Raw genomic sequence first — 21,914 nt, 5'->3', positions numbered from 1 at the left:
AATAAAATTCGGTATCTTTATATAGCGCTGAATGGTGCAGTCTAAAGATACCGATTATGCATAGTGTAACCTCAAGAATCATGACGTTCAACCAGGGGCGTATACCTGAGTTGTTAAATATGAAGTATGATGCTATGCGAGAAAACCCATTTCGTTTTTTTCGCGGCACCTGTCATTTGTTTTATGAAGATCTTCCGGCGAGGAGCCCTCTCTTAAAGTCGCCACTCACCTGGGTTTGCGGTGATCTCCATCTGGAAAATTTCGGCAGCTTCAAAGCGGACAATCACATTCCGTATTTTGATATCAATGATTTTGATGAATCTGTTCTGGCGCCATGCCTGGTAGATCCTACGCGATTGCTTTGCAGCGTATTGTTGGCCTCCGATGTATTAGGGATCAACAAAAAGGGCGCTAAAAAGCTGTTTGATACCTTCTTGGATACTTATGCGAATACGCTTGCCACGGGATATATCCGCTCCCTGGAGAAACAGGCAGCCACTGGTACGATCAAGCTGTTTCTGGATACGGTACGGAATAGAAAACACAAGCCATTTATCATGAAGCGCATGGAAATGCGTAATGGCAAACCACGACTAATAATTGATAAAATCAAAACTTTAAAGGCGCCTAAGGAATCCAAAACACAGATAAAGGAACAAGTACAAGCGTGGATGTCACAACATCCGCAAACAAAGGGGTATAAAATTTTAGATATCGCTTATCGTATTGCCGGTACCGGTAGTTTGGGTGGAACGAGATACGCTTTACTTGTAACGCATGCAGATATGCCAGGAGAGCATTATCTATTAGATCTGAAACTAGCGCTGCCTTCTTGCATATTAAACTATCATTCTTTCTCTCAGCCCGAATGGCCTGATGAGGCATCTCGTGTAACCGAAGTCCAGAAAAGGTTTCAGGCAGCTTCGCCTGCATTGTTACACGAGGTGGAAGCGGGAAATCAGCATTATATCTTGAAAGTGCTACAGCCTTCTGCAGATAAGATTGACTTTCAGTCGTTCAATGGGAAAACAAAAAAACTAGAAGAGATTCTTTATTGTATGGCACAGATTTGTGCGTGGGATTGTTTGCGGTCTGGAGGGCGTCAGGGATCTGCTATCGCAGATGAATTGATTGACTTTGCTGCCAAGGCTCCAAAATGGAAGGAAGCTGTATTCGAATACGCTTCTTCCTATGCAGTGCAGGTAACAAAAGATTTCAAGGCTTATGCCGCAGATTATGATGCGGGCAAGGTAAAGGCTTAATATTATTACTTTATAATGCCCCACCACGGTCTATTTCCGTGGTGGGGCATTTTTTTATTTCGCGTGATTCAGCACACGGATATTATTAATTTCTCCTGCAAAAGACTGACCGTTATCGCCAATGAATTGTAGTGGGAAGACAAGTGTCTGCACTTTTGCATTCTTGTCTTTTGTATTAGGGAATGTAATGAATTGTCCCTCCAGTCGCTCTACGAGTTGCCCATTTACGAAGAGGGAAGTTCCTATATTGGTACCTGCAATTTCAATATGCGTCCAAGTGTTGGTAGGTACGGTGTAATTGAAGTTGTAGTTATACCCTTCTCTAGAAAAGCCGAGTTTACCGGTGTTCTGTTGTAGTAATTTCACTTGTGCATATGGTGAAGAGAAAATAACGGCGTTGTTCTTGTTGCCTGCATCTGGCTTGATATCGAAGCTAATCGTATAGTCGTAGCCGATAGCAGTAATAGGTGTTTCGAAATAGCTTTGTCCGCCATTTAAGCGAAGATTTTTTTCGATAACAGCATTCTTCAATTTACCTGCTGGTTTATTTTTTCCAAACGATAAATTGTAAAGTATGGAATCCTTACTATGTTTTTTGTGACGCAGGTTTAGACCCGGACCTTCGCTCAGATGTTGGCTGTTCTGGCTGAAACTGTCGAAGTTGCTAGCGTTGGTATGTCCGTTCCACATTTTTTCAGCGAGTACTTGCATGGCTGGGAATGCGCGGTCGTGTACATCATCGGCGGTGATACCATTGCCTGGGTGATCGTTCCATACGGCAAATGCGCCACCTTTGATTTTAGGATGCCCCATGGGAAACACTGCTGCACCGATCATATTCGGTTCCCATTGGTTATAGATTTTTTTGATATTGAGGTAGTCGTAATAATAGCCTGCTGCTGGAACGATATATAACCAACCATCCGGAGTACTAATGAGGTCATAGCCTTGCTGGATCATATCTTTGGGTTCCGCATAACCATTGTACCAGGCGTTCATAGTAACGCCTTCGGATTTAACAGGCGTTTTGCCCTGTGCATGTGTCAGAGAGCCCCACATACGCACCTTTTTGCCGTATCCTTCCACGAATTTGATCAGATGGTCCGTAAACGCCCTGAATTTCTCTGCTTCATGTTTATCATACTCATCAGTGCCAATATGTACTTCTACGCCTTTAAAGACAGGATTAGGGCCTTCCAGGTACTCTTTGAAGATGTTATCCACCATGCCCCAAGAAACAGGGTCCAGGTTGAGATGATCACGTCCGTATTTGGTACTAGCCACTGCCGGATTGGCTTTGCTGAGCGCCAAGGAGTGTGCAGGCACATCGATCTCAGGAATGATGCGGATACCGAAGCTGTCGGCCATATCCTGCAATGCCATAAATTCTTTTTTGGTATAGAAACCATCTTTGGCAGTCAGTCCTGGATAAGTATTATTTTCTAGGCGGAAAGCGGAATAGGTGCTATCCCAGTTGTCGCCAAAGAATTTTGAAAAGCCGTTATCATTGAGGTGGATATGAAAATCATTCATTTTATAGTAAGACATGAACTGCACGTAATTCCGTAGGAACTCCAGGGTAAAGAATTTTCTACCATCGTCCAGCACAAAACTCCTGATCGCGTACTTGGGATAATCGCGGGTGATTCCTTTTGGTAAAGAGGAATGTAAGGAATCCTGTTCAAGTATTTGGAGGATGGTGCGGGTGGCCCAGAAGGCGCCTTGCTTTTGTGGTGCAGAGATCTCCACTATATCGTTAATGCCTATACGATATCCTTCATTGCCTAAACTGCTATCTGCTTTATTGATGTTTAGGGAGATGTCACCTTTCGAGGGCTTCCCGGCGATACTCTTGATATTCGCTTTTGGTATCACGAGGTTTAAGTCGGCCGCCAGGCGGGCTGCCACCGGAGCGAGGACTGCTTTATCTGCGGGATTGAACACCACCTTGGTAGTAGGAGATATTTTGAATTTCCCTGTAGTTCCATGCCATTCACGCAGTGCTGGAATTACGAAAGGGGCGGTATTATCTGGCGCACCATATTTACCTGGAATTGTCAGTTGCATCGGGGCATCCATTTCAACGCCGTCTTGTTGGCGTTTCAGTACGAAATAGAGATTTACCGGTGCATCTGTTAATGGTTGGTGTATATTACCCTGTGGATCGATTACTGGGTGTCTGTCAGTTCCTTTCAATAGGAGTTTGTATCCTTTTGGAGGAACAGGCAAAGTAATTTTTGTTTGTCCCGGTGCATAACTAATGGCCGGAATGTTTTTCACCGCCTGGGCAAAAGTGGCGGAGTCTGGAATTTGCTGTGCCTTTGCGATGGATACTGGAAGCAGAAATGCGGCCAGCAGCAAAGTACGATTGTCTTTGAGCAGTTTCATTGCAAATAGAAGTTCACTGTTTAAAAAAACGCTTCACTTTGTAAGAAGTGAAGCGTTGGTGGATAAATCCCAAAATAGGTATTTAAAATGAATTCTAATAGTATAGTTGTGTCAGCACGTTGGTGGCGTCTTCTGTGGGTGGTTTCAGATGCATGAACTCGGTGTACTGTGTCAGATTGAGCAGTGGTTTGAGTTTAGCTAACAGCCCATTTTGCATGCTATTTAATTTTGTCTTGTATGCTTTTTCGTTGGTGCGCTGCAGTGACATCATATTTACTTTCTGTAGAAGGTAATTAGTAACGATACTGAGTAACCTTGATTTTTGTTGGTCTGTAAGTATCAGTGATTTATCCAGTTTGCTAACAATGGAGGAGGCGGTGCCTTCTACATTCATGGTGGGGTTCTGAGCGGATACGCGCAGCAGGATAAAACTGAAACAAATAAGCAAAAATGCAGGAATGGCCAGCTTTTTCATGTGACTTGGGATTAAATGTTCGAGTCTATCTAAATCCCTTTTAAGTTACAAAAAAAAGCGACAGGCTATCCATTATTGCATGACCAATTTGACATATTTCGACTGTGTAATTCCTTCTTCATCGATGGAAATATATTGGCAGAGAATTGTTTTTGGGTCCACCCATTTTGTTTGAGTAGGTCCCCAGGTTTCCAGGTTGGCTTCTCCGGCGTATTTAATTTTGTCTTTATCAATATCATACAACTGGAATCCGTTGGGCAGAAATGCCGCTACGAGGTCCATGGAAGCACAGATGAAATGTTTTTTATCTGGAGAGAAAATAGGTTCTGCCCAGATATGGAGGGTGTCACCATTACGGGTATCTACCAGCAAGAAATCCTGCGATTCGTAATAGTAAACGATCACACCTTTTTTGTTGATCTCCGGATAATTGGCAACGTATAAATAGTGGCCAAAGCTGGCAGAACTATCGTTGTCGTTATCAGTAAGGGTAAGTGTTTTACCATTTTTCAGTTTGAAGAGCAGGCTGCTACCGTTGCGTTTTACAGTGGTGTCTTTCGAGAGAACTTGCGCTTCGCAGGTGTCTTGTGGTGGTAATTTGAATTTTTCGAATGCAGCGGAATCGATAGTGTATACGAAGAAAGTTTTGTTGGCCAGGGTGATGGTATCTACAGGTGTTTCAGAAGTAGCTGGCACATCTGCCATAACAACCCCGGAAGAATCTTTATCGCCCGACTTGTTGCCTTTCTGCTGTCCGCAACTCCATAGGAGCGTGACTGCGGCCATCAGGTAAAACAGGTTTTTGTACATATTCATTTGAAAATTTCTGATCTACAAATGTAAGTAATTATGATATGGTCATTTCGTTTAGCCAGAAAGTTGATTCCCCGCTGTTTTTGACAAAGTGAAATAGAGCATATATCCTAACAGGATGCCAATACAAAATCCGGTCAGATGAGCAATATTATCGATTCCTCCACTGAAAAATGCCAGGATAATGTTAAGGCCTACGAACAACGCAATAAACGCTAGTAATGGTTTGCGTATTGTTGGGCGATATAGTGCTGTTGTTAAAAGGGCTAATAATGTACCATAAACGCCGAAAATTCCACCGGATGCGCCTACGCCTAAAGTATCTTTATGGAACCAGATACTGGCAAAATCAGCTACAATTCCCGTACAGAAATATACCAGGCACAACCTGGGGCCTTTGATGACAGGTTCCAGGAAAATCCCTGCTATGAATAATCCTAGCATGTTCGTAAACAGATGCCATAGACCTCCATGGAGAAACATGCTAGTTAACAGGCGCCAATACTGGTGATGGTCGATCGTATATGGCCAGTAATTTCCGCCTGCGTGTAGCAGCGTGTCGGGATTTCCTGACCAGATATTTAGTCCGGAAAATACCATCACAAAGAAAACAATGCAGTTGATTGCAATCAATGCGAGGGTGACAGGTATTTGTAGCAGTTGCTTCTGGAGTTGCATGCAAGATAAGTTACGAAAATTCACGCAAATCCGACTAACAAATCGCTGGGTATCAGCTATTCGTAACTGTAATTAACGACCGTATTGGCATCTGTGTTCAACTGCGTATATCCTTGTGCGTGAAGATATACCTGTGCCTTTTTTGGATAGCCGTGACCGTTACTGGCATACATAAATTGTACAGTGGTGGAGCGGGACAAGCTGGCGGTAGCATTACCAATATTGTTCTCCTGTTTTTCTTCCAGCTTTATCCTGGAAGGATTGTTCGTACTGATATGTAGGAGGAGACTGGTAATATCTGGTAGTGGAGACGCGGGTCTGGCTTGCGGAATGGTATCTGTCAGCAACAACTGATTGGCCATCTGGGCCATTGGATTATAGGATGATGGGTCCCATTCACAAATAGCTTTAGTGAAATAGATGGTGTTATTGTCTGGAGAGGTGGTATCCTGTAGAATATTCTTCCAGTCTGGGTTTCCTTGTACATAGTTCCAGCTAGTAGCCTGACTGGCATTCGAATATTTCAAGGAGAGAGGTTGATTTCCTTGCCAGAGGACTTGTGCGGTAGTGACCTGTTGTTGGTCCTGGTCGAAGAATTCAATTTTCTTGATATTACCGTTGATATCCCAATCTTTCACTGTTGCTCTTTTAGTGACTTTCACTTGATGATTGACATTGGATTCGCATACCATGCCACTGAGGCGTTGATAGGAATCGTAGAGGAATTTGTAGGTATTGGAATCCTGTAGGTTATTGAACCGGGTCATGGCGGTGAGGCGACCGGCGGCATCATAACTGAAGGTGATACAGGGTGCGTGTTCTCCCTGGATGGTCAGGGCTTTGAGATGGGGAATATTATATTTCCCTTTATTGGAGCTGCAAGCCGTAATGAGAACAGGCAGTAAGAGTACATAGAGATATTTGAGCATACTTATGGCGGTAAGTTGCCCTGAAAATACATAATAAAAGTAAAAACCCCACGCTTTTAAGGCGTGGGGTTTTTACTTTTTCCAAGTAAGTTTGGATATTACTCAGCAACCACTTCGAATTCCATTTCGGTATCGTTTCCTTTACCGAAGTCGAGGCGAGCTTTGTAAGTGCCTAATTCTTTAACATCATCGATGATGTGGATACGGCGACGATCGATTTCGTAACCTTTTTGTTCTTTAATTGCGCGAGCAATCTGAACACCGGTAACGCTACCGAAGATTTTACCGGAAGTACCGGTTTTAGCACCGATTTTAACAGGAGAAGCTTTCAGAACTTCTACTACTTTAGCGATTTCCGCCAGCAGTTTCTCTTCTTTCACTTTCTGTACTTTCAGGCGCTCCTGCAGCTGTTTCAGGTTAGAAGGGCTAGCTTCTACCGCAAACTTCTGAGGGATCAGGAAGTTCCTGGCGTAACCATTCTTTACGTTAACCAGTTCATTCTTTTGACCCAGGTTGTCTACGTCTTGTATTAAAATAACTTGCATAACTTCTTACTTTAAAAGGTCAGTAACATAAGGCAATAAAGCCATTTGACGAGCTTTCTTAATAGCCTGGGCTACTTTACGCTGAAATTTCAGAGAGTTACCTGTAATACGGCGAGGCAGCATTTTGCCCTGATCGTTCAGAAATTTCTTCAAAAACTCCGCGTCTTTGTAATCTACATACTTGATGCCCATTTTCTTAAAACGGCAGTATTTCTTCTGACGTTTTTCAGTTTTTACGGCTGTTAAGTATTTGATTTCTTGTTTCGGTTTAACTGCCATAATTTTAAGCTTCAGTGGTTTTAGATTCAGCATTAGCACCAAAGTTCTTACGGTTGTTATACGCTACAGCGTATTTGTCAAGCGCAGTTACCATGTGGCGCAATACATTTTCATCGCGGTTAAGCTGAATTTTCAGCTTCTCATTGAGGTCGGTTGGCGCAGTATATTCCAGAACAACATACATTCCTGTAGTTTTTTTCCGGATAGGGTACGCCAGTGATCTTAATCCCCAGGGATTTTCGTGCGTTACATTTCCACCGTTATCTTTAATGATATCAGCGAATTTTTTCTGAGCCGCTTTGTATTCGTCTTCAGAAAGCACAGGGGTAAAGATCACCATCAATTCGTAGTTCATAATTCCCTGTTTTTTGTATGGTTTAATAAAAAAAATTGGACCGCAAAGATAAAGAACTAATTCCAATTTCCCGTGTTTGCTGCTTTTTATTCTAGAATATTCTTTTTAATAGGCATAAGTAATTGAAAAATAATTGGTTATATATTTTGACTCGATTCAACCGACGCCAACGGCGTCGGTTGAATCGAGTCTTAGGGATTCCGCGCCACCGGCGCGGAACCCCTAAGACCGTGGACAATGGAATGGGGCAAAACTACCCAGCCGGTCAACTTGGCAGCCCACCTCCCACTGGCATAACCTTTGAATCAATCCAACCGAAATAAAAAATTAGTTTACCCATGCAAAAAGGTGCTATACGTGTACAAACGGAAAACATATTTCCGATCATTAAAAAATTCCTGTATTCCGATCATGAAATCTTTATCCGTGAACTGGTAAGCAACGCCGTGGATGCCACCCAGAAACTCAAAACCCTCGCCAGTGTTGGTGAATTTAAAGGGGACCTGGGAAACATCGATATTGAAGTGCGCCTGGATAAAGAGAAAAAAACAATCACCATTGCGGACCATGGTGTGGGTATGTCCGCAGAAGAAGTAGATAAATACATTAACCAGGTGGCTTTCTCCGGTGCGGAGGAGTTCCTGAAAAAATATAAAGGCCAGGAAAATGGTACCAATATTATTGGTCACTTCGGACTTGGTTTTTATTCTTCCTTTATGGTTTCCAATCAAGTGGAAATCTTTACTAAATCCTGGAAAGAAAGCGCTCCTGCCGTTCGTTGGGAATGCGATGGCAGCCCGGAATATACACTGGAAGAAACAGCTAAAACAGAACGCGGTAGCGAAATCGTGATGCACGTGAATGAAGAAAGCGAAGAATTCCTTGATGAAGGCCGCATCCGCTCTATCCTCACCAAATTCTGTAAATTCCTCCCTATCCCGGTAAAATTCGAAGGCGAACAAATCAATAATCCTACTCCAGCCTGGACGAAGAAACCAAGTGAACTCACTACAGAAGATTACCAGAACTTCTACAAAGAATTATATCCTTTCGCAGAAGCTCCTCTCTTCTGGATTCACCTGAATGTAGACTATCCGTTCAACCTGACCGGTATCCTCTACTTCCCTAAAATCACTAAGAGCTACGAAATCCAGAAAGATAAAATCAATCTTTACTCCAACCAGGTATACGTTACCGACGAGGTGAAAGATATCGTTCCAGAATTCTTGATGTTGCTCCATGGTGTGATCGATAGCCCGGATATTCCACTGAACGTTAGCCGTAGCTACCTTCAGGGTGATCCAAACGTGAAGAAGATCAATGGTTATATTACCAAGAAAGTGGCGGATAAACTGGATGAAATGTTCCGGACAGATCGCAAAGGCTTCGAAGAAAAATGGGAATCCATTGGCCTGTTTGTGAAATATGGCATGATGACAGACGATAAATTCCTGGACAAAGCCAATAAATTCCTTGTCCTGGAAGATGTAGACGGTGGTACTTTCTATACGCAGGAAGAATACCGTACCGCTGCTACTGCCCTCCAAACCAATAAAGAAGGGAAACTGGTGGTACTGTATGCGACCAATCCAATCCAACAGGATAGCTATATTCAAGCTGCTAAAAAGAAAGGGTTTAAGATCATTAAGATGGAAACCCTCGTGGACGCAGCCTTTATCAACAATATCGAAATGAAATGGGAAAATGTTCAGTTTACCCGTGTCGATGCAGATATTGCTAATAACCTGATTGATAAAGATGAAAACGCAGATACCCTGCTGTCTAAAGATCAGGAACAAACCCTGAAAGATCTCTTTGGTAAAGAAGTAAATCAACCGAATATCAAAGTGGATATGAAAGGTCTGACGGCAGATGTTCAACCAGTAATCGTTACACGTCCTGAATTCATGCGTCGTATGAAAGATATGGCCAGCATGGGCGGTGGCGGAATGAACTGGTATGCCAATATGCCGGATGAAATCAACATGACTATCAACGCGAATCACCCAGTGTATCTGCAAATCCTTCGGGAAAAAGATAATGGCCTCCAACAGAAACAAATCAAAAATCTGGCAGATCTGGCATTACTTTCGCAGAACCTGCTGACAGGTGCAGATCTCACCGCTTTTGTCACTAGAAGCGTGGAACTAATGACCAAAGAAGAAGAGGAAGCATAAATGAATATCCATTACAAGTATCATCCGATATAAACGAATACTTATTCATAATAGAAAGGCGCTGTAACAAGCGCCTTTTTTATTTTTTGAAAAAAAAATTTATCTCCTTAATATTTTAATAACTGAAGGTTAGTATTCTGATGTCTAACAAAAAAAATATTTGTCTTTTTCTCTACTTATAAAAAATTAAAATACATGTCGCTTCAAATGCTGAAATAAAATAGTTCAGGTCGCGTTATTGTACTTTATTTGCGTACCCCACTGCGAACAGTTATCGTAGGAAATTATTGTAAAACCTGGTCTCGGCAATTGCCGGGACCTTTTTCATTTATATGAGTTATATGAAAAAAAGAAAGATTAAAAATTTATGCCATGTCTTAGTGCTGTTAACAGCATTATTTTCCTGCTCGAAGAAGGATATGTCTGGGCCAGACAAACCGGGAACCAATCCGCCTAAAGAGGATGTTTTTGATCCTCAAACAGTTGGTATAACCGCGAAGAAAGTAGTAAATGGTGGTGGAAACATTAGTGATTATCTACTCTATATCCCTGACGGATATAATACCAGAAAGGATTACAAATGGCCGCTGGTAATTTTCCTGCATGGGATAGGAGAAATAGGCACCAATGTGGATATCCTCAGAAATGTGGCTTTGCCAAGGGTCGTCAAAGGACAACCATTTGTAATGGTAGCACCACAATGCACCAAAAGCTGGTGGAACGGGGCTACGCTGCAAACCTTCTACAAAGAAGTAGTGGCTAAATACCATGTGGATTCTAACAGGGTTATCTTGACTGGCCTGAGTATGGGAGGAATGGCCACATGGGACTGGATCTGTGCAAGTCCAAATAATTTCGCAGCAGCCGTTCCTATCAGTGGAGTAGGTGATCCAAAACTGATGGGCAATGTGAAAAAAATGCCGATATGGGCATTTCATAGTGCCGATGATCCTACTGTAAGTGTAAATGGGTCCAGATTGGCGGTGCAGGCACTACAAGCAATTGGTGGGAATATCAAATACACAGAATATCCAACCGGCGGCCATGATGCATGGACTAGGGCCTACGCAACACCAGAGTTATATACTTGGATGCTAAATCAACATAAATAAAACAGCAAAACTTTTCCTGCCATATCATGAACCTAATATCCGGAGCCCTTTCGAAAAGGGCTCTATCCCTAAACCATAAAGGCTCCAATCGGAGCCTTTATGTATTTATATGATAATTTATTTATCGAATATCTATCACTTTCAATTGTAAACTTGTCTGCCCATTCCACTCATTTTCATCCAAGGTAAACACCATATCAAATGGTTTTTTACCACTGATGATGTCCATTTTCTCCGACATATAAAAACCAATGCCAGACATAGTTGGTCCACCATTGCCCTGACGAACGGAGAATTTAATATGCTCCTCTTTCACCAACTTGGAATAGCCTGTATCTCGGAGGTTCCTTGCAAGAAACACTGGCCGCAGATTCTCAGGGCCTAGTGGCTCAAATTGTTTGAGAATATTATAAAAAGCGGGGGTGATATCACTCAGCATGATTTCTGTATCTATTACAATCTCAGGAACCAGCATGTCCGCCGAAATGGTGTTGGCTACTACTTCTTCAAACTTTTCCTGGAATGCTTTTACATTTTCAGGTTTTAAAGTCATGCCTGCTGCATAGAAATGTCCGCCATAATTTTCTAGTAGATCTCTACACTGGTGTACAGCTTCATATACATTAAACCCCATCACAGACCTGGCAGAACCAGCCACCATATCATTAGATTGTGTGAGAATAACCGTTGGGCGGTAATAAAATTTATCTATAAGTCGGGAAGCTACAATCCCTACTACACCCTTATGCCAGTGGGCCTGGAAAAGGACCGTCGATTTCCGGGCGGCCATGGAAGCATCATTTTCAATCAATGAAATGGCTTCCTGGGTAATAGTATTATCGATTTCTTTACGATCAAAATTATCTGCATGGAGGGCTTCCGCAATCGCTTTGGCCTTTTCGGGATCATTTTCTATGAATAGATTCACCGCCTTGCGGGCATCATCCATTCTACCTGCGGCATTTACCCTTGGTGCAATAACAAAAACGAGGTTGGCTATTGTCAGTTTCTCAGGCTGGGCACTGAGTTGGATCAATGCTTTAATGCCAGGCAGCGGATTTTCATTGACTTTTTTGAGTCCATGATAGGCCAATACCCTGTTTTCGCCTGTCATCGGAACAATATCAGCAGCGATGCTGGTAGCTACGAGATCCAGGTATTTGTTGGGGGCACTATCAGGTAATCCTCTTTTCAGGGCAATTGCGCTGATGAGTTTATATCCGATTCCACAACCGCTTAACTCCTTATATGGATAAGGGCAATCATATTGCTTGGGATTAAGAATAGCGATGGCAGGAGGGAGGATAGCGTCAGGGAGATGGTGGTCACAAATGATAAAATCAATCCCTGCTTGTTTGGCCTCAGTAATTAGCTCAATAGATTTAATACCACAGTCGAGTGCAATGACCAGGCTGAAATCATTTTCTTTCGCATAGGCAATGCCCTGGGGGGAGATACCATATCCTTCGCGGTAGCGGTGTGGGATATAATATTCTATATCGGAGTAGAGCTGATGGAGAAAATCATACACGGTAGCTACTGCTGTGGTGCCATCAACATCATAATCGCCATAGATCAGAATTTTCTCATGGCGAAAGAAGGCCAGTTCAATTCTGGCGATGGCTTTGTCCATATCTTTCATGAGCCAAGGGTCATGAAGATCTCCTGGGAGGGGTCTGAAAAAAAGCCGGGCAGCCTCGTAGGTATGAACATTCCGTTGCACCAGCAGTCGGCATAACAAGGGATGTATGCGTAGGGATGATTGCAGCAGATGTTCCTGATTTGGTTGATAAGCTTTTACTGTCCAGCGTTTTTGCATTATAAGTTCAGGATTCTTTAAGCGTTATGTAGCATCCGGCGTAGGTATCAGGTGCTCATTGCAGTTTACATTTATTATTTTATATTTTTTGAAAATTCTTTTTAGTAGGTGCGGTCAGTGGTATATCGTACCATGGCTTCTAGGCCATTTCTGATATCGCTTTCTGGGAATTGGCGGAGGATTTCCAGGGCTTCATCCCTATAATCGAACATTTTCTGGCGGGTATATTCAATACCGCCGGAGGCTTTCACCATTTCGATTACTTCTTCCACCTTGTCTTTATCTGTATTATGATTTTTTACAATATAGATAATTTTACGACGGACTTCCGGTGTGGCATGTTGGAGTGTATAGATAAGCGGGAGGGTCATTTTTTTCTCTCGAATGTCTATTCCGGTTGGTTTTCCGATTTTGGCAGAGCCATAATCGAAGAGGTCATCTTTAATTTGGAAAGCAATTCCTACTTTTTCACCGAACAACCTCATTTGTTCAGTTGTTGTTTCATCGTTGGTAGAGCTCCATGCGCCAGCGGCGCAGGCAGAGGCTAACAGGGATGCGGTTTTGCGTTTGATGATTTCGAAGTAAATATCCTCTTTGATATTGAGTTTCCTGGTTTTCTCTATTTGGATCAGTTCACCTTCACTCATGGCCTGAACAGTGTCAGATATAATTTGTAAAGTTCTGAATTCGTTGTGGTTAAGACAGAGGGACAGCCCTTTGGACAGGAGATAGTCGCCCACCAGTACGGCGATTTTATTTTTCCAGAGTGCATTAATAGAAAAAAAGCCTCTACGTTCATTGGCATCGTCCACTACGTCATCGTGTACAAGTGTTGCAGTATGGAGTAATTCCACAAATGAAGCAGCACGGTAAGTACTTTCTGGGAGTTCATCCCTGAAAAGTCTGGCTGTGAGAAACACGAACATGGGGCGCATTTGCTTCCCTTTTCGCTTAACAATATAGTGCATAACGCGGTCCAGTAGCGGAATGTTGCTTTTTACTGAATCAGCGAATTTGCTTTCAAAATCATGTAATTCCTTACCTATCAGGTGTTTAATATCATCCATGGCCTAAATCAAAAGGATTGCTAAGCTAGGTTTAAAATGTGAAATTTTAACATTTTGGCCTCTAATTTGTATAAGGAGTATAACAATCTTTTAACAGCAGTTAAAGGATTTGTTAACACGAGGATTGCAATACTTTAACTTACGCGGAATTAAGGTATATAAATACTTTCGATTACGCACTGCTTTCTAAGCACTTATCAATGAAAATAATATTGCAAGAAAAATTTGTATATTCATTAATGATTTTTACCTTTGCTTGGTAAAAAACGGGTTATTAGTAAATTTTTAACAGTTTTTAAATAAAAAACAATTATGGCAAGCAAAAAGTACTTTTTACTGGCAGGCGCTGTGAGTTTATTAGCCGCGTCTTCTGGTTTTGCACAGGTTCAACCAACCGGCTATGATGCTTTGGATTCTTCCAAAGTGCCTAGCAAGAGAATGGTACAACAGAATAACTTCCAGAACCACACTTCCAATTTCCCTGCTAAACCAAGGGATATGTGGGAACTTGGTTTCCATGGAGGTCTTCACCTGATCGATGGAACTGTTCCTCCAAGACCAGGTTTCGGTGGTGGTGTTTCTATCAGAAAATCTCTGGGTCACACTTTCTCACTGAGAGCAGAATACACTGGTTCATTTGACTATGGTCAGGACTATAAACTTCGTCCTACTCAGATCAGCGCTGATGGTGCTAATCCTTGGGCTAAAACTGCTGCTCTGAATGGTGGCATGATCGTTCCAAACTACAAATCTGCTAACCACCAGCTGTCTTTGGACGTATTGATGTCTCTGAGCAACATTATGTTCTACAAAGCTGAACCTAAAGCTAACTGGTACGTACTGGCTGGTTACTCTATAGTTGTGGCTGATGTTGACGTTGATGCATTGGATGCAAACGGTAATGGTTACAATTACTCTAGCGTTAACTTCAATGGTAAACGTCACGATATCATCAATCAGATCAGAGCTATTCAGGATAAAAAATACGAATCCAATGCTCCTGCACAGGGTAACCGTATTGCTATCGGTCGTCACAACAACAACCAGCTCCTGCGTCACGCACTGGACCTGGGTACTGGCGTAGCGTTCAAAGTAACTAAACGCTTTAACATCGGTCTTGAAGAAAAAATCACTATGCCATTTGATGCTTACCTGGATGGTTATGCAGGCCCTGGTGGTTCTTCTAAAGATTTCTACTCTTACACCAACGTACGTCTGAACTTCAACTTGGGTAATCCAAACAAACGCGTTCAGCCATTATGGTGGATCAACCCGCTGGAATACGCTTACAGCGAGCTGTCCAACCCACGTCACATGAAACTGCCAGTTCCAGTATTACCTGATGCTGACGGTGACGGTGTAACTGATCAGTTCGACCGCGAACCTAACACTCCAGCAGGTGCACCAGTTGATTCTCACGGTGTATCCCGCGATACTGACGGTGACGGTGTTCCTGATTACAAAGACAAACAACTGATCACTCCTACTTACTGCCAGCCAGTTGACGCTGACGGTGTTGGTAAATGCCCAGATCCTGAGTGCTGCAAAGGTATGAAAGCTGAGAACACTTGCTCTAGCCTGGTTCTGCCTTCTGTATCCTTCAAAGGTGCTGCTACCAAAGTATCTAAAGATCAAGAAGCTATCCTGTCTTCAGTAGCGTCTACTCTGAAAGCTAACCCATCTTGCAACGTTCTGGTTACCGGTCACGCTGGTGCTAAAGGTAAAAAAGGTGGTGTTGATCTGAGCAGCCGTCGTGTTGACGCAGTTATCGACTACCTGGCTGATAAACAAGGTATCGATCGCGGTCGCTTCATCAAACAAAACACTCCTGGTGAGTCTTCTACTGTTGATTTAGCTCCTGCTAACTAATCAGTATCACTCCCAAAGATGATAATGCTGAAAAGTCCTCCGGTTCAATCGGAGGACTTTTCCTTTTTATCCTTTTTCCTCTGTCCTCTCCCTTAATTGACATCTTAAGTCCATTTTTTCCTTTCCTTTGCTCTGTATTCCAAAATCATATAATTTTGGGGGCTTTTTAACAAATTTACTTTTGTGGGTATAAACATTAACAGGGTCTCCCTGGCAGGTTTAGTAGTAGCGCTTGGTATTATCTACGGCGATATCGGAACCTCTCCGCTCTATGTGTTTAAAGCCATAGTCGGTGGAAATCCCATCAGCGACCTACTTGTAATAGGTGGTATTTCCTGTATCATCTGGACACTTACACTGCAAACAACGATTAAGTACGTTATCCTGACGCTCCGCGCAGATAATAAAGGGGAAGGTGGTATCTTTTCTCTCTATGCCCTCGTCAGAAGACATGCCAAATGGACGGTTATCTTTGGCATGATCGGAGGCGCCGCCCTCCTCGCCGACGGGATCATTACCCCGCCCATTACTGTAACCTCTGCGATTGAAGGTCTTCGAACGCTCGAAGTCTTTAAAGACCTTAGCCAGTTAACTATCGTCAAAATAGTGCTGGCCATCATTACCGGACTGTTTATCATGCAGCAATTCGGAACCGTATCTATTGGCCGCATGTTCGGTCCTATCATGGTACTCTGGTTCACTATGCTCGGTATCCTCGGGATTACTCATATCGCCGATGACCTCAGTATTTTCAAGGCATTCAGTCCGCACTATGCCATTGAGTTATTAACAACATACCCGAAAGGATTCCTGATCCTAGGTGCCGTATTCCTTTGTACCACAGGGGCAGAAGCCCTGTATTCGGACCTTGGTCACTGCGGCCGAGGAAATATCCGTATTTCCTGGATATTCGTTAAAACCTGCCTTATTCTGAACTATCTTGGCCAGGGTGCATGGCTCCTGACCCAGAAAGGTCAAATCATTCCTAAAGATCAGAACCCATTCTTTACGATCATGCCAGAATGGTTCATCATCTTTGGGGTATTGATCGCAACAATGGCTTCTATCATCGCCAGCCAGGCGCTGATTTCAGGTTCATTCACACTTATTGCGGAAGCAATGCGACTGAACCTTTGGCCTAAAATGAGGGTCAATTATCCTACTGAAATGAGAGGCCAGCTCTATATCCCAGGTATTAATGTTATGCTGTTTGTGGGTTGTGCTTCTATCGTGCTGCTGTTCCAGGAATCCTCCCATATGGAGGCGGCATACGGGTTGTCAATCACGATATGTATGTTGATGACATCCTGTCTGTTTGCTTTCTATCTCTATACGCGACGCGTATGGGTGGGGTGGATATTATTATATCTAGTCGTCTATTTCACGATTGAATTCTCCTTCCTCTTCGCTAACCTTGTGAAATTTGCTCACGGTGGTTATGTGACAGTGGTGGTAGCAGGCGGCCTCTTCTTGGTGATGATGGTATGGTTCAAATCCAGGAAAATCAAAAACCGCTACGTGGAATTTGTACGCCTGGAAGATTACCTGCCTATCATGCAGGAACTCAGTAACGATACTACCATCCCGAAATATGCGACCCATCTGGTGTATATGAGCAGTGCCGATAATCCAAAGGAAATCGAGCATAAAATCATTTACAGCATTCTGAATAAGAAACCGAAACGCGCCGATATTTATTGGTTTGTACACGTAGACGTAGTGGATGAACCATATCTCAGCGAATATTCTGTACAAACTATCATTCCTAATGAGGTAATCCGCGTGGAATTCCGCCTAGGATTCAAGGTGGAACAGCGTATTAACCTGATGTTTAGAATGGTGGTGGAAGACATGGTGCGCAATAAAGAGGTGAATATCACCAGCCGCTATGAATCGCTCAGTAAGAATAATGTGGTGGGCGATTTCCAGTTCATTGTGATGGAGAAATTCCTTTCCCATGATAACGACTTACCGCTCTACGAAAGAATGATCATGAAAATGTACTTCTTCCTGAAGAAAATCAGTCTTTCTGAAGAAAGAGGCTTCGGACTGGATTCCAGTTACGTTACCATTGAAAAATATCCGCTGGTAGTTGCACCGGTTACTAACCTGCAACTCAAACGGATTGTACATAAGTTCTAAGATTTCCATGAACGGAGATCTCCAAATTGCCCAATATCTTAGAAAAACCGGTTTTTTTTAAGATATTGGGCAATCTTCTTTTGGTAAATGGTGGTCATTTCCCGAAGACACAATGGAAATCTCTTATTATGGTGAACAAATTTTTTGGCATGCTGGTACTGCTGGCATTGCAACAAAACGTATGGGCGCAGTCGCCATTTACGCGCGACTACACCGAACTTCCTGATCCTCGCCCAGTTAATACTGCATCCTGGCAAAGTAGTCCGGATGGTATTGCATTCGGTAATATAGACACCCGTTATGAAAAACGAAATTCGCCGGATGCCTCCCAAATTTCGCAAACCTGGAAAGGCAATGCCTGGAGAGGGGAACGTGTCTCCCTACAACTACTTTTCTGGACATCTAAACCTGTACAAAATCTTTCTATTCGTACTGTTTCCCTGCAAGGGAAAAATTATTCCTTCCCTGCTAGCGCTATAAAAACTGGCTTCGTTCGTTATATCATGACAGATGAGCTGAATAAGAATGGTGGTGGATGTGGTTACAGGAAGCCACAGGACTTCGATTCTTCTTTGGTGGCTGATGGTATTGATTTGCGCAGTTCCAACGCTGTAGTAGCCCATAATACACAACCTGTATGGATCAGTATAGAGGTGCCTCAAGATGCGCCTGCAGGCATTTACACCGGAACTATTCATATCACTGCAGATGGCGCCGAAACTGTGAAAAAATTTGAGTTGGAAGTACAATCACGTACCCTGCCAACCCCCGATAAATGGGCTTTTCATCTGGATCTCTGGCAAGGCCCAGATGCAGTTGCCAGGATGTATAACGTAAAACCTTGGAGTGAAGAGCATTTCAAGGCCATGAAGCCTTATATGCAAATGCTGGCGGCAGCCGGACAGAAATGTATCACTGCCACACTGATTTATGATCCATGGAACAGTCAAACGCAAGACGTTTACAGCGGCATGATTAAATGGACCAAGAAGAAGGATGGTAGTTGGTCTTATGACTATTCTATATTCGATAAGTGGGTAAACTTCATGATGGGATTAGGTATTAAAAAGGAAATCAACTGCTATAGCATGATTCCTTGGAACCTGAAATTCTATTACTACGATGAAGCATCCGCGAAGGATACTTTTATTGTTGCCAAACCTGGTACACCGGAATATGCTGCACATTGGCAGCCGATGCTGAACAGTTTTGTAAAACATCTGAAACAAAAAGGTTGGTTTGATATCACTACCATTGCCATGGACGAACGTCCTATGAAGGATATGCAAGAAGCGTTGGCGATTATCCGTAAGGCAGATAAAGACCTGAAACTCTCGCTGGCAGGTAGTCATCACGCACCATTGGTGAATGAAATCTATGATTATTGTATTGCTTCCGGAGAGAATTTCACGAAAGAAGAAATGTCCGCAAGACATAAAAAAGGATGGCCAACAACCTTCTACACCTGCTGTACAGAAGGGTATCCGAATACATTCACCTTCTCGCCCCCAGCAGAAGCCACTTTTATGGGTTGGTATGCTGCAGCAAAAGGTTATAATGGCTATTTGCGTTGGGCATTTAATTGTTGGGTAAAGGATCCGCTGACAGACAGCCGATTCAGAGCTTGGGCTGCCGGTGATACTTATTTCGTATATCCGGGACCGAGATCTTCCATTCGTTTTGAAAGATTGGTAGAAGGTATACAGGATTTCGAGAAAATAAGGGCTTTAAGGGCAGAATTTGAGAAAAACAAACAAACTGCTAAGGTGAAACAACTGGATGAAATCTTGAAGACGATAGAGATTAGTACGTTGAAAAATACACCTGCGGCTACTGTTATCAATGCCGCGAAAGCGCAATTGAGTAAATTATAAGCAAGGCAAAACTCTCCTTCTTGTCGTCCCTGCCGGCAGGGACGACGAAAAAGATCAAAAGCTGTAATTGACGTCACAGAGGTCAATTACAGCTTTTGATCTTTTATGCTAATAAAAAATCCTCCGGAGAACCGGAGGATTTTCTTAACACAACTAAAAAACAATCAAATTATTACCGAAAAAGATGCATTTAACGTCATCAATCGGGTTTTTTCCCATCTAAAAAGGTATTTATAGTATTGATTTCTGATGGATTATTTTGGCCAGGCTCGCCGCTTACAGTGTAATTGGAATAGAACTGTTCAGCAGATCCTGCGCCATTATCCAACGCTACATTCCGACGCAGATAAGCAGGCACGTTTTCGATTTCAGCATTGTTGTCCATGTTTTTCACATTGAAACTTATGCTGCGCAATTTTGCTACGCGTTCTGCCTGTTTACGTTTTTGTTCTTCCAGGTCTTCATATGCATTATGCATAGGAACTTCCGGTGGCATAGGAGTGTGGTTGTGATCCTCTTCCTTGTATACCATCTTCATTTCCTGGGAAGGAGTAGTACCTGGCTCCACGTAAATGTGTGCTGGTCTGTTCGTATATCCGCCAGCGTTACCAGCTTGTGGCTGAATAACGTTGATGTTATTCTGTGTATTGTTAACTGCAGATGGCTGCATGGGTTGCACTGGCTGTACCTGTTGCACTTGTTGTACAGGCTGAATAGGCTGCACCTGTTGTACTATTTGTTGAATAGGCTCCTGCACTGGTTGTACAGGTGTTTGTTGAATATTCAGCACGTAGTTCTGACGGGAAGGCGCGATAGGCGCTTGTTGTCCGGCAGGAGGTGGAGGAGGCTGTGAATAAGGCATAGCAGGTTCAGGATGGTCCATTAATCGTGGTGCCATCAGGTCCTGTGGTTCCTGGAAGAGTACTCCCTGGCTTTGGCCCATATTCATTTTTTTCTCATCGCCATCTTTACCCAATTGCATTACGATTTTTGGTTCTACTCGTTCAGGGTTACTGGGAGTGGTTTTCATCTGCTGAATAGGTTTCTGTTCGAAACCGGTAGCGATGATGGTAACACCCAGATTTCTGTCGAGGGATTGATCGTAGCCCACACCGAGGATTACATCGCAATCCTCACCGGCCTGGCTTTGTACGTAAGCCTGGATGATATCCATTTCATCGAGGGTGTGTTCGAATTCACCTTCAGAAGAAGAGATATTGATAAGGATCCATTTTGCACCACGGATATCGTTGTCGTTCAGGAGTGGTGAAGTAAGTGCATCTTCGATAGCGCGTTGTGCACGGTTTTCACCTTCAGCGAGCGCGGAACCGAGGATAGCAACGCCACCATTGCGCATAACGGTACACACATCGGCAAAGTCCACGTTGATTTGACCGGTGGAGTTGATTACATCGGTGATACATTTGGCAGCCGTAGCGAGTACGTTATCCGCTTTTTCGAAAGCGGCCTTGAATTTCAGGTCGCCGAATTTTTGGCGGAGTTTATCATTAGAAATGATCAGGAGGGTATCTACGTATTCTTTCAGACGGGAAATACCTTCATCTGCCTGACCCATTCGTTTTTTTCCTTCATAAGAAAATGGGGTGGTAACAATACCAACGGTGAGGATACCCAGCTCTTTACATATACGTGCGATAATAGGGGCGCCACCAGTTCCGGTACCACCGCCCATACCAGCAGTAATGAATGCCATTTTGGTATTCACCTCTAGTATTTTTTTGATTTCTTCAAAGGACTCTTCTGTAGCCTGTTTGCCGATTTCGGGGTTAGCGCCGGCACCTAATCCTTGCGTGAGATGGGGGCCCAGCTGGATTTTGTTGGGGACAGGACTGTTTGCAATAGCCTGAGCATCGGTATTGCAGATAATAAAATTCACGCCTTCAATGCGCTGGCTATACATATGATTCACCGCATTGCTTCCGCCACCACCAATACCGATGACTTTGATGATAGAAGATTTTTCTTTAGGAAGATCAAAATGTATCATGACTCTGTCTCATTTATGGGTTAGTACGATTAGTTAATAATGAACTATTAAGAATTAAGTGTGCTTTTACTATGTTGTTACTATGGTTCATTTATCCCTTCATTATTAACGATCGTTCTTAA

The 21,914-nt window shown here is 43.1% G+C and carries 17 protein-coding genes; 6 read left to right on the top strand and 11 right to left on the bottom strand.

The window, feature by feature from the left end; all coding sequences use genetic code 11:
• Nucleotides 1-80: 80 nt before the first annotated feature.
• Complete coding sequence (locus JO154_RS24430) at nucleotides 81-1,262, top strand: DUF2252 family protein (protein ID WP_291951098.1); 1,182 nt, start codon at nucleotides 81-83, stop codon at nucleotides 1,260-1,262.
• 54 nt (nucleotides 1,263-1,316) lie between these two features.
• Here JO154_RS24430 and JO154_RS24425 read toward each other — a convergent pair whose 3' ends face one another.
• The 8 genes from JO154_RS24425 to rpsF form a co-directional block, all read right to left on the bottom strand.
• Nucleotides 1,317-3,650, bottom strand: coding sequence for a family 20 glycosylhydrolase (locus tag JO154_RS24425; RefSeq protein ID WP_291951096.1), 2,334 nt, complete (start codon nucleotides 3,648-3,650; stop codon nucleotides 1,317-1,319).
• Between the two features lie 94 nt (nucleotides 3,651-3,744).
• The gene (locus JO154_RS24420) at nucleotides 3,745-4,125 is read right to left on the bottom strand and encodes a hypothetical protein (protein ID WP_291951093.1); all 381 of its coding nucleotides are present in this window, start codon (nucleotides 4,123-4,125) and stop codon (nucleotides 3,745-3,747) included.
• A 72-nt stretch (nucleotides 4,126-4,197) separates the two neighbouring features.
• A complete protein-coding gene (locus tag JO154_RS24415; RefSeq protein WP_291951090.1) occupies nucleotides 4,198-4,935 on the bottom strand; it encodes a hypothetical protein in 738 nt (245 codons plus the stop codon).
• A gap of 57 nt (nucleotides 4,936-4,992) precedes the next feature.
• The gene (locus tag JO154_RS24410) at nucleotides 4,993-5,616 is read right to left on the bottom strand and encodes a rhomboid family intramembrane serine protease (protein ID WP_291951087.1); all 624 of its coding nucleotides are present in this window, start codon (nucleotides 5,614-5,616) and stop codon (nucleotides 4,993-4,995) included.
• A gap of 56 nt (nucleotides 5,617-5,672) precedes the next feature.
• A complete protein-coding gene (locus tag JO154_RS24405) occupies nucleotides 5,673-6,545 on the bottom strand; it encodes a hypothetical protein (RefSeq protein WP_291951084.1) in 873 nt (290 codons plus the stop codon).
• 98 nt (nucleotides 6,546-6,643) lie between these two features.
• Nucleotides 6,644-7,090 carry a 50S ribosomal protein L9 gene (rplI, locus tag JO154_RS24400; RefSeq protein ID WP_291951081.1) on the bottom strand — a complete coding sequence of 149 codons (447 nt, stop codon included), beginning with the start codon at nucleotides 7,088-7,090 and terminating at the stop codon, nucleotides 6,644-6,646.
• A 6-nt stretch (nucleotides 7,091-7,096) separates the two neighbouring features.
• Complete coding sequence (gene rpsR, locus JO154_RS24395) at nucleotides 7,097-7,369, bottom strand: 30S ribosomal protein S18 (protein WP_073077706.1); 273 nt, start codon at nucleotides 7,367-7,369, stop codon at nucleotides 7,097-7,099.
• A 4-nt stretch (nucleotides 7,370-7,373) separates the two neighbouring features.
• Nucleotides 7,374-7,724, bottom strand: a complete 351-nt coding sequence (rpsF, locus tag JO154_RS24390) for a 30S ribosomal protein S6 (protein ID WP_291951078.1) — start codon at nucleotides 7,722-7,724, stop codon at nucleotides 7,374-7,376.
• Nucleotides 7,725-8,062: 338 nt separating this feature from the next.
• Here rpsF and htpG point away from each other — a divergent pair, with 338 nt between their 5' ends.
• Both htpG and JO154_RS24380 read left to right on the top strand, forming a co-directional pair.
• A complete protein-coding gene (htpG, locus tag JO154_RS24385) occupies nucleotides 8,063-9,901 on the top strand; it encodes a molecular chaperone HtpG (protein WP_291951075.1) in 1,839 nt (612 codons plus the stop codon).
• 341 nt (nucleotides 9,902-10,242) lie between these two features.
• Entirely contained in the window at nucleotides 10,243-11,013 is a 771-nt protein-coding gene (locus JO154_RS24380; protein ID WP_291951072.1) for a prolyl oligopeptidase family serine peptidase, read from the top strand.
• 121 nt (nucleotides 11,014-11,134) lie between these two features.
• Here the strand turns inward: JO154_RS24380 and recJ are convergent, their stop codons facing one another.
• Both recJ and JO154_RS24370 read right to left on the bottom strand, forming a co-directional pair.
• A complete protein-coding gene (gene recJ / locus JO154_RS24375; protein ID WP_291951069.1) occupies nucleotides 11,135-12,832 on the bottom strand; it encodes a single-stranded-DNA-specific exonuclease RecJ in 1,698 nt (565 codons plus the stop codon).
• A gap of 101 nt (nucleotides 12,833-12,933) precedes the next feature.
• On the bottom strand, nucleotides 12,934-13,899 hold the full coding sequence (locus JO154_RS24370; RefSeq protein ID WP_291951066.1) for a polyprenyl synthetase family protein: 966 nt from the start codon (nucleotides 13,897-13,899) through the stop codon (nucleotides 12,934-12,936).
• A 312-nt stretch (nucleotides 13,900-14,211) separates the two neighbouring features.
• On the opposite strand from JO154_RS24370, the gene JO154_RS24365 reads away from it, so the two are divergent.
• The 3 genes from JO154_RS24365 to JO154_RS24355 all read left to right on the top strand — a co-directional run bounded on the left by JO154_RS24365 (nucleotide 14,212) and on the right by JO154_RS24355 (nucleotide 19,784).
• On the top strand, nucleotides 14,212-15,768 hold the full coding sequence (locus tag JO154_RS24365) for an OmpA family protein (RefSeq protein WP_291951063.1): 1,557 nt from the start codon (nucleotides 14,212-14,214) through the stop codon (nucleotides 15,766-15,768).
• Nucleotides 15,769-15,951: 183 nt separating this feature from the next.
• Nucleotides 15,952-17,910: a KUP/HAK/KT family potassium transporter gene (locus JO154_RS24360; RefSeq protein WP_291951061.1), complete on the top strand. Its 1,959-nt coding sequence runs from the start codon at nucleotides 15,952-15,954 to the stop codon at nucleotides 17,908-17,910.
• A 128-nt stretch (nucleotides 17,911-18,038) separates the two neighbouring features.
• Complete coding sequence (locus tag JO154_RS24355) at nucleotides 18,039-19,784, top strand: glycoside hydrolase domain-containing protein (protein WP_291951059.1); 1,746 nt, start codon at nucleotides 18,039-18,041, stop codon at nucleotides 19,782-19,784.
• A 199-nt stretch (nucleotides 19,785-19,983) separates the two neighbouring features.
• On the opposite strand, the gene ftsZ is transcribed toward JO154_RS24355, so the two are convergent.
• Nucleotides 19,984-21,792: a cell division protein FtsZ gene (gene ftsZ / locus JO154_RS24350; protein WP_291951058.1), complete on the bottom strand. Its 1,809-nt coding sequence runs from the start codon at nucleotides 21,790-21,792 to the stop codon at nucleotides 19,984-19,986.
• Nucleotides 21,793-21,914 lie beyond the last annotated feature (122 nt).

The organism is Chitinophaga sp. (genome assembly GCF_019236475.1).
Lineage (GTDB): Bacteria > Bacteroidota > Bacteroidia > Chitinophagales > Chitinophagaceae > Chitinophaga.
The sequence above is the reverse complement of the archived record's forward strand: the minus strand, read 5'-3'. Positions and strand labels throughout refer to the sequence as shown.